Below are 1631 nucleotides of genomic sequence, written 5' to 3' on the forward strand. Positions count from 1 at the left end.
CATTCACTCTTTGTTTGTAATACTTTACTTCGTCATCCGAAATGGTAAGATCGTCATTGCTTGACCAGGTTGTCATAGGTGCCATAACAATTCTATTCTTCATTGTTATTCCAGTTCTGAATGTGAAGGATTCAAATAACCTACTATATTTTTGATTCATTTCTTTAACCTCGCTATCATATTTTATTTTCTGTTTCAGTGTAATTGGTTACCGTTACAGTAGGTCAAGGATTTATTTTTATATGATTACATATAGAATTGTTGTGCTTTCATTCTCTTTATGATATATATTTAGTTACAGTAACTGTAACTAAAGGTGGGACAAGTAGATGTTGTATTCAATGACATACGTAGTGGAGAATTTAAATGTATCTGCAAAAACACTTAGGTTTTATGAAGAGCAGGGGATATTACCAAATATATCTCGTGACGAAAAAGGCCGTAGAGTTTATAACCAACAACAAATAGATTGGATTTCTTTTATTCGTTGTCTCAAAGAGACAGGAATGCCTCTTTCAAAAATCAAGGATTACAAGGAACTTTATGAATTGGGAAATAGCACCTTTTTGCAAAGAGAGGAGATGTTGATACAGCATAAATTGGAACTTCAGAAGAAAATTGACGAAAGTTTTAAACACATGGAAGAAATAAACTATAAAATTGCCATGTATGAACTTCAGAAAGAAGAGGTTATGAAAAACCCTAACTATAACTTTAAATGTCACGGTCACGGCCTGGAGATTAAGACGGTGAATTAATGTAATGTATTTGCGCTAACAGGAAACGATAGTTCAATCTCCAACTAAGACTAGGCTGCCGATCAATGTCGGCAGCCTAGCTCTGTCTTTGCACATTAACGTAAACAACCCAACAAGATAAATGTAGGTTTATTCCATACGTTTGAGACGCTGGTATTTCTCCAATCATAGCGAAATTCCCAGAACTTACATTTAACATATTTATCCATCTACTTTGCCCTTGTGACAGCGACGCTGGTACTCCCCCTTCTTCGGATGATTACACATAGGGATGCAGCCAATAATAATGCACCCTTTCTCGTTGTGTTATTAAATCAGCAATGTTTAGCTTGCTAAATATATTAAAAAAGATGGAGAACTCATGATAGATTATTCTCCATTTGTTGCATTAATTGTCTTAATATCAGCCGATCTTCCGTAGAAATGGATTGAAGTAGTTTTTCCTGCTGTTGTCTCCATTTTATCTCAACCGGTGTCTCTAATTCTTTGCCTTTGTCCGTTAGGAAAATGCGCATTATCCTTGCATCTTGTTCATCACGTTTACGATATATAAATCCGTTCTGCTCCAATGATTTAACCATGTTCGTTACCGTAGGCGGTTCGCATTTTAAGTGTTCACATAGTTGCATTTGTGTTACCCCATCACCCAACCACAGACGATACAGCAAATTATCTTGCCCTACATAAAGGTTAAGTTCCCTGAGAGATTCACTATAATTTCGACGCATTTGGGAGGAGATTCGATCTAACGACTGACGAATATCACAATCCACTTGATCTGTCATTAATTCATCATCCCTCGACTCGAATGTTATTTAGCGGGCTAACTATATCACGACGAATTTGACGTGTCAAATTAATTTATGATGAACT

3 protein-coding genes are annotated in these 1631 nt (G+C 36.1%); 1 reads left to right on the forward strand and 2 read right to left on the reverse strand.

Going from position 1 to position 1631, the window contains the following annotated elements; translation table 11 throughout:
* Window positions 1-160, reverse strand: a 160-nt coding sequence (locus GRP75_RS26340; RefSeq protein ID WP_483311118.1) for an oxidoreductase, incomplete at its 3' end; no start/stop codon positions are given.
* A 169-nt stretch (window positions 161-329) separates the two neighbouring features.
* On the opposite strand from GRP75_RS26340, the gene GRP75_RS26345 reads away from it, so the two are divergent.
* On the forward strand, window positions 330-758 hold the full coding sequence (locus GRP75_RS26345) for a MerR family transcriptional regulator (protein ID WP_061828399.1): 429 nt from the start codon (window positions 330-332) through the stop codon (window positions 756-758).
* 359 nt (window positions 759-1117) lie between these two features.
* Here the strand turns inward: GRP75_RS26345 and GRP75_RS26350 are convergent, their stop codons facing one another.
* Window positions 1118-1543 (reverse strand): MarR family winged helix-turn-helix transcriptional regulator, encoded by a 426-nt coding sequence (locus tag GRP75_RS26350; RefSeq protein WP_160790819.1) that lies wholly within the window; start codon window positions 1541-1543, stop codon window positions 1118-1120.
* Window positions 1544-1631 lie beyond the last annotated feature (88 nt).

The organism is Paenibacillus sp. OT2-17 (genome assembly GCF_009827695.1).
Classification (GTDB): domain Bacteria; phylum Bacillota; class Bacilli; order Paenibacillales; family Paenibacillaceae; genus Paenibacillus; species Paenibacillus polymyxa_B.

What these genes read in the sequence shown, in the direction of transcription:
- GRP75_RS26350 (WP_160790819.1), bottom strand. Translation starts at nt 1,543, where the DNA reads ATGACAGATCAAGTGGATTGTGATATTCGTCAGTCGTTAGATCGAATC.
- GRP75_RS26345 (WP_061828399.1), top strand. Translation starts at nt 330, where the DNA reads ATGTTGTATTCAATGACATACGTAGTGGAGAATTTAAATGTATCTGCA.